We start from the raw sequence: 7,002 nt of genomic DNA on the forward strand, positions 1-7,002 counted from the left end.
TTGTCAAAGCCAATGCGCGCGGGCCGGGAACGACCTTCGCAGCCTTACGATTTCGGAACGGTTTCGAGATCCTCAAGCCATGCGACAGCGGTGGAATCGGAGGGTGCGCGCCAGTCGCCCCTCGGGGAGAGGCCGCCGCCGGGGGTGAGCTTGGGACCGTTGGGCATGGCGGACCGTTTGAACTGGGAAAAGGCGAAGAAGCGGCGAAGAAAGACCTCCAGCCAGTGGCGGATGGCGGGAAGGTCGTAGGCGACGCGGCGGTCTTCAGGGAAATTGGCGGGCCATGCGCCTCGGGCGGCGTCGGACCAGGCATGGAGGGCGAGGTAGGCGATCTTCGCGGGGCGGAAGCCGTAACGCAAGGTATGGAACAGGTTGAAGTCCTGAAGCGCATACGGGCCGATTTTGGCTTCCGTGCTCTGGGGATGGTCGCCGGGGACAAGCTCGGGGGAGATTTCGGCGCTGACGATCTCGTCGAGCAGGGGGCCGACGGCCTCGGCCCAGTCCCCTTCCCGCGCCAGCCAGCGGATGAGGTGCTGGATCAGGGTCTTGGGCATGCCCGCATTGACGTTGTAATGCGCCATCTGGTCGCCGACGCCATAGGTGCACCAGCCGAGAGCGAGTTCCGAGAGATCGCCGGTGCCGATGACGAGGCCGTTGAGCTGATTGGCGAGGCGGAAGAGAAAATCGGTCCGCAGACCGGCCTGCACGTTCTCGAAGGTGACGTCGTGGACGGCCTCGCCCTTCGCGAAGGGGTGGCCGATCGTCTCCAGCATCTGGCGGGCGGTGGGGCGGATGTCCAGCTCGTGGGCGGAGACGCCGAGGCCGGACATGAGGCGGCGGGCGAAGGCGAGGCTGGTTGCGCCGGTCGCGAAACCGGGCATGGTATAGGCCGCGACGGCGGTGCGGGGCCAGCCGAGTTCGTCAGCGGCGCGGGCGCAGACGAGAAGCGCCAGCGTGCTGTCGAGTCCGCCGGAAACGCCGATGACCATGCGCCGGACGCCCGAGGCGGAAAGGCGCTGGATGAGCGCGCTGACCTGGATGGTCCAGCCTTCGTAGCAATCCTGCGCAAGGCGGCCGGGATCGGCCGGGACGAAGGGGAAGCGCGGGACGGTGCGGCGCAGGGGGATCGCGGCGGCGGGCGGAGCGACGCGGAACGGGATGCGCCGCCAGACGAGCGGAGGCTGGGCGTCGGCGCAGGCGGCGAAGCTGCCCATGCGGCTGCGTTCCTGACGGATCAGGTCGAGGTCGATATCGGCGACGGCGCGCGCGGCGGCGCGCGGGAAACGGGGGGATTCGGCGAGGAGGGTCCCGACTTCGTGGAGGGAAACCTGCCCGTCCCATGCGACGTCGGTGGTGGATTCGCCGGGACCTGCGGCGGCATAGGCGTAGGCGCAGAGGGCGCGGAGGGATTGGGAGCGGATGAGAAGCGTACGGTCCTCGGCCTTGCCGATGGTGATGTTGCTGGCGGAAGGATTGGCGATGATGCTGGCCCCGGCCATCGCGAGAGCGGTGCTGGGCGGGGTCGGCACCCAGAGATCCTCGCAGATTTCGACGCCGAGCGTGAGGCCGGGGACGTCCTCGGCGGTGAAGAGGAGGTCCGTGCCGAAGGGGATGGACATGTCGCCGAGGGTCAGGGTCTCGTTCCGGCGGGTGACGCCGGGGGCGAATTGCCGCGCCTCGTAGAATTCGCGGTAATTGGGGAGATACGATTTCGGCACGATGCCGAGGATGCGCCCGCGATGGAGAAGGACGGCGCAGTTGAACAGGCGATCGGCGTGGCGGAGGGGCGCGCCGATGACAGCGACGCAGGACCATGCGCGCGACGCCTCGGCGAGGGTGTGCAGGGCGCGCTCCACCGCGTCGAGCAGGGCGTCCTGCTGGCGGAGGTCGTCGAGCGCGTAGCCGGAGAGGCAGAGTTCGGGGAAGACGGCGATGGCCACGTGCTCCGCCGAGCAGGCGGCGGCCTCGACGCTGAGGGCGGCAGCGTTGGCGGCGGGATCGGCCAGCCGCACGGGCAGGGTGCAGGCGGCGATCCGTGCGAAGCCGTGGCGGTACGGGTTATGGAAATCGGCCGTCACTGTCTTTTTCCTCCCATGCGGGTCGGGTGTAGCATGGTGGGGCGGCGTTTTGGAACGTTTGAAAGCGGGCGGACCGGACGTCCTCTTTTTCTGGAGAAACATTGGAAACGGTGATGTCACGTTAACAGGACGGCTGCGTGCTCGACGAGATCCTGCAAAGCCGGGAGCGTCGCAACCACCATCACGGCCTGAAAACCCTGCAGCCAGAATGTTCACAAAGTCGTCGAGTTAACGTGACATCACCGGAAGGCCCTGAGGTCATTCCATTCCCGCTCCGATCATCGTCAACATCCCGGCCGCGCAATGTTATCATTCGACGATCGAATGCACAGGATCAGAACAACTCGTTTTCCTCATCAAAAACCAGCGTCTAGCCTCTCAGGCGCTGCGTCGAACAGGTTGGAGACAGCATATGCACCGACGCTTTTTTCTTTCTGGCGCCGCAGGGGCCGTGGCGCTGCCGCTGACAGGACCCTCGGCGCGCGCCAATACCGTTTCCGGGGATGCGATGCCGTGGGGGTCGCTGGAGGTCGTGGCGGCCTTCGACGGGCCCGGCCCCTCGGGGATCGCCGTCACGCCAACGGGACGCATCTTCGTGGGATTTCCCCGGCATGCCGACAATCATGACAAGGCGACATTGGCCGAGCTGCGCGGCGGCACGCTCGTGCCCTATCCCAATGCGGCGATGAGCCTGCCCTCGGATGCGGCGCCCGCGCATCGTCTCGTCTCCGTCCACGGCATGACGACCGATACCAGAGGGCGCCTCTGGGCGATCGACGACGGCAAGATCGTGGGACGGCCCATCCCCCCCGGTGCCGCGAAGATCATCGGGATCGATCCCGCAACGGACGACGTGATCGCCCATATCGTCCTGACCCCGCCGGCGATGCGGCCCGACAGCCATATGAACGACCTGCGCGTGGACCTGACCCATGGCGAGAAAGGCACCGCCTATGTCGCCGATTCCTCTTTCGGCACCTCGCCGGCGCTCGTCGTGGTCGATATCGCCTCAGGCCGCCAGCGCCGCGTGCTGGCGGACCATCCGTCGACCCGGCCGGAACCGGGCTTCCTCGCGGTGCTGGAGGGACGCCCGCTGCGCTACGATCCGTCGCATCCCACCTTTCCGGTCGGTGGCGTCGACAGCATCACGCTCAGCGCCGACAGTCGCCGGCTCTATTATTCGCCACTGACCAGTCGCAGGCTTTATTCGATTCCGACCGCGCTCATTGCGGATTTCACGACGACGGAGGTACAACTCGCCGCGGGTGTCGTCGACCATGGCGAGAAGGTCATGACCGACGGTCTCGCGACCGACGGGCAGGACCGTATCTACCTGACCGCCGGGGAACATGACGCGATCATGCGGCGTCACCCGGATGGCCATGTCGAGGTCGTCGTGCGCGATCCGCGCATCATCTGGCCGGACGGCATTTTCGCGACCGACACCCATGTCTATTGCACGCTCGGCCAGTGGAACCGGCTGCCCGGCTTCAACGGCGGGCGCGATTTGCGCCAACCGCCCTATCTTCTCGTGCGCGCGCCGCTTGACGGGCCTCCTGTCATCGATCGCAAGGCGTAATGTCTGATAGCGCGCCGGTTGCAGCGGAAACGGCTGTACCGGCCGGCTTGTCCCCGGCGACGATCCGCCTTTTTGCCCTCGCCTGCGGCGCGACGGTGGCCAACATCTATTACGCGCAATCGCTGGTCGGCCCGATCGCTCAGGATCTGGACATGCCGGCCAATCTTTCCGGACTTGTCGTCACCATCACCCAGATCGGCTACGGCGCGGGTCTGTTCCTGATCGTCTGCCTCGGAGACCTGCTCGAAAACCGCAGGCTGATCCTGACGACCACCGCGGCCATGATCGCCAGCCTTGCCGGTCTGGTCGCCAGCCGATCGACCATGCCCTTCCTCGTGTTTTCCTTCGTGCTGGGCATGGCGGCAGTCGGCACTCAGGTGCTCGTTCCACTGGCCGCCCACCTGTCATCCGAGGCGTCGCGCTCGCCGCGCCATGCCTCTTCTGGCGCTCGCCGCGATCGCTCTCGATGCGGCGGTGCAGGCGAATCAGGTGCTGAGCCAGCGTGTGGTCTACACCCTGAGCAGCGAAGCGCGGGGCCGGGTCAATGCCACCTATATGACGGTCGTGTTCCTGTGCGGCGCCGTCGGTTCGATCCTGGGCTCGCTCAGCTTCGTCGATGGCGGCTGGTGGATCACGACCCTGATTGGGATCGCGCTCTGCGGCGCTGCGACGATCCTGTTCGCGACCGAAAAACGGGGGCACTGATCGAGCGACGCGCGCATGATGGGCACCGAGTTCAAACGTAGCCGGCTAGTGCGGTATTATCCGCTCGGGTCGTGTCGAGATGCTCGACGGGATCACCCGGCTGCACCAGATGGATGCGCAGGCCCGTTTCACCGGCGCCAAGGCCGGGTTTGAGCACCTGCTGCCCGTCATAATGGCCGCCATTCTGCATGCGATACGGCATCGGCGTGTCGGTGAAGAGGTTGGTCATCCGCACCTTGAAGGCGGCGGCGACTTCCATCCAGCGCTCTTCCGACATGCGGTCGCTCTGGAAGACGGGAAAGGGCGGCATGACCTCCATGCCCGGATAGAAGAGCACGCCGTGCTGGATCGGCCACAGGATCTCGTCGAGGCGGCCGTTCACGCCGCGTTCGCTATAGTGCGGCTCGCGCCCGCCGATATTGACCACGACCATCGCCCGGCGTCCGGCGAGCACGCCTTCGCCGTAGCGGTCGCCCCAGCGCTCGCCCCCATGCGGGCCGACGCCATAGGCGAAGCCATGGGCATAGACGCGTTCGACCCAGCCCTTGAGGATCGCCGGCGCGCTGAACCACCACAGCGGAAAGGTAAGAATGACCGCGTCCGCCCATAGCAGCTTCTGCTGCTCGGCCGCGACATCGGCAGGCTGGGTGCCCGTGGCGAAGGCGTTGCCCGATTCAGATGCATAGCGCAGCCGGTCGGCATTCTTGCGCTGCGGGAAATCGGCCGCGTCGGCGACGGCCTTCCAGTGCATGGCATAGAGGTCCGAAACCTGAACCTGATGGCCCTGCGCGGTCAGCGTCTCCACCGCGAGAGTCTTCAACGAACTGGTCAACGACTGGGCTTCGGGATGGGCGTGGACGATGAGGACGTTGCTCATGCGGTGATCCTGAACAAGAGGGGGGAAGGAGCCGGATTTCGGCCGTTCCCGCCGAAACTAGAAACCGATGACCCATTCTTGAAATCAAAGCATCTATGTGCTGGTATCTGCGGAATGGATACCAGCCAACTCGACTTCAATCTGCTGGTCACGCTCGATACCTTGCTGGCCGAACGCAACGTGACCCATGCCGCACGTCGGTTGAACCTGAGCCAACCCGCGCTGTCGACGCGCCTCGCACGCTTGCGGGACATCTTTGACGACCCGCTGCTGCTTCCGGTTCAACGCGGCATGGTGCCGACCCAGAAGGCGCTGGAGTTACAGCCGCGTCTGCACGAGGCACTCGAAGCCGTCCGGAAGGTCGTGGCGACGGATTCGGCTTTCGACCCCGCCAGGGCGAAGGGCACGATCCGCATCGCGGCCAGCGATTACACCCAGAGCGCCCTGCTCCTGCCGCTCGTTCACGCCCTGCGGCAGGAGGCGCCTGGATTGCGCATCTCCTGGCACAGCCTGGATCTCACGAGCCTGCAAGGCCAGATGGAACGCGGAGCGATCGATCTCGCGATCAACCGCCCGCAAACGGCGCCCGAGCAGTTAAGGATGCGCGTGCTCTGCCGCGAGGACTATGTTCTGATCGCGCGCGCCGGCCACCCCGCGGTCAGGGGCAGGATCGATCTCGACCAGTTCTGCGCCCTCGATCATGTCATCGTATCCCCTGACGGCGGCGGCTTCGCGGGGCCCACCGACACCGTCCTGGAGGCCATGGGCCGATCGCGGCACGTCGTCCTCTCCACGCCGGGTTTCCTGATCGTCCCGATGATCGTCGCGAAATCCGACATGATCGCTGTCGTGCCGGCGCGCATCGTTCGCGAGGCGCGGGAACGGTTGCAGGTCCTCGATCCCCCCCTTGGCGTGCCGGGGTTCGAACTGGCCATGATCTGGCATGACCGGACGACGACCCATCCGCTCCAGCGATGGTTGCGGGACCGTTTCGTCACACTCGCCGCGGAGCTTTGAGCCCGCGCAGACATCCCGGCGCGGTCGCTTTCCGTCCGACCGGCCAGATCATGGAGCGCTGTCAGGGAGTGCTCAGGGCGTCGCGCCCATGCGCGCCTTTCCCGTCACAATCCGCCGCGCCCTCGCCCGAAAATGAAGCTCGCGATCAGCAGGATCACGAAGATGAAGAACAGAATCTTGCCGATATAGGCGAAATCGCCCGCCAGCCCACCGAAGCCGAACACTCCGGCAATCAGGGCGAGAACGAGAAAGATAAGTGTCCAGCGCAACAAATCCATGACTTTCACTCCGGAAATACGGCTCGCCCACCGTAATGAACGGCGGACGGCTAGGGGCAGAAAACGGCACACGCCGCACTCGGCGCTGGTGCAACGATCCATCCTTGCCAAAAGTTCATTTCATGGACGGCCAAAGCGCATGCTTGCCGGGTCGGGATCTCCGCCGTCAGGACCTATGGGACGGAATTGGCGGATTGGATAAAGGAGGATTTCTGGCTCATCGTAACGACGAAGGAGTGAAGCATGAGCCGGAAATCCTTGCCGGAGACGCGTTCCGGGGAGCGATTGATCCGCGATATCCGTCGGGCGACGCGCCGGCAGTATTCAGCGGAAGAGAAGATCCGCATTGTGCTCGATGGCCTGCGGGGTGAGAGTGACCCTGCCCCGAACGTGCCCTCAGTTTTGAGTTAGGGTCTGTGGGTTGTTGTATGCCTTTTTGGCGTGTTGAGCGAAAGCCTCTGGCGTCAT

Annotated in this window: 6 protein-coding genes and 1 pseudogene; 4 read left to right on the forward strand and 3 right to left on the reverse strand. The window is 65.3% G+C overall.

Going from position 1 to position 7,002, the window contains the following annotated elements; all coding sequences use genetic code 11:
- Positions 1-44: 44 nt before the first annotated feature.
- Positions 45-2,078, reverse strand: a complete 2,034-nt coding sequence (locus tag EDC31_RS14855; protein ID WP_042061797.1) for an NAD(+) synthase — start codon at positions 2,076-2,078, stop codon at positions 45-47.
- A gap of 412 nt (positions 2,079-2,490) precedes the next feature.
- On the opposite strand from EDC31_RS14855, the gene EDC31_RS14860 reads away from it, so the two are divergent.
- Both EDC31_RS14860 and EDC31_RS14865 read left to right on the forward strand, forming a co-directional pair.
- Positions 2,491-3,657: an L-dopachrome tautomerase-related protein gene (locus EDC31_RS14860; RefSeq protein ID WP_042061799.1), complete on the forward strand. Its 1,167-nt coding sequence runs from the start codon at positions 2,491-2,493 to the stop codon at positions 3,655-3,657.
- Positions 3,657-4,403, forward strand: a complete 747-nt coding sequence (locus tag EDC31_RS14865) for an MFS transporter (protein ID WP_204366712.1) — start codon at positions 3,657-3,659, stop codon at positions 4,401-4,403. The genes EDC31_RS14860 and EDC31_RS14865 overlap by 1 nt, the downstream gene beginning before the upstream one ends.
- Here the strand turns inward: EDC31_RS14865 and EDC31_RS14870 are convergent.
- Positions 4,394-5,239, reverse strand: coding sequence for an NAD(P)H-dependent oxidoreductase (locus EDC31_RS14870; RefSeq protein WP_042061802.1), 846 nt, complete (start codon positions 5,237-5,239; stop codon positions 4,394-4,396). The genes EDC31_RS14865 and EDC31_RS14870 overlap by 10 nt on opposite strands.
- A gap of 114 nt (positions 5,240-5,353) precedes the next feature.
- On the opposite strand from EDC31_RS14870, the gene EDC31_RS14875 reads away from it, so the two are divergent.
- The gene (locus tag EDC31_RS14875; RefSeq protein ID WP_042061804.1) at positions 5,354-6,256 is read left to right on the forward strand and encodes a LysR family transcriptional regulator; all 903 of its coding nucleotides are present in this window, start codon (positions 5,354-5,356) and stop codon (positions 6,254-6,256) included.
- A gap of 104 nt (positions 6,257-6,360) precedes the next feature.
- Here EDC31_RS14875 and EDC31_RS14880 read toward each other — a convergent pair whose 3' ends face one another.
- On the reverse strand, positions 6,361-6,534 hold the full coding sequence (locus tag EDC31_RS14880; protein ID WP_042061806.1) for a DUF1328 domain-containing protein: 174 nt from the start codon (positions 6,532-6,534) through the stop codon (positions 6,361-6,363).
- 243 nt (positions 6,535-6,777) lie between these two features.
- Here EDC31_RS14880 and EDC31_RS18550 point away from each other — a divergent pair.
- Positions 6,778-6,918: pseudogene (locus EDC31_RS18550) on the forward strand (IS3 family transposase); the annotation flags it as partial.
- Positions 6,919-7,002: the final 84 nt, after the last annotated feature.

The organism is Acidomonas methanolica (genome assembly GCF_004346035.1).
In the GTDB taxonomy this organism is placed as follows: Bacteria; Pseudomonadota; Alphaproteobacteria; order Acetobacterales; family Acetobacteraceae; genus Acidomonas; species Acidomonas methanolica.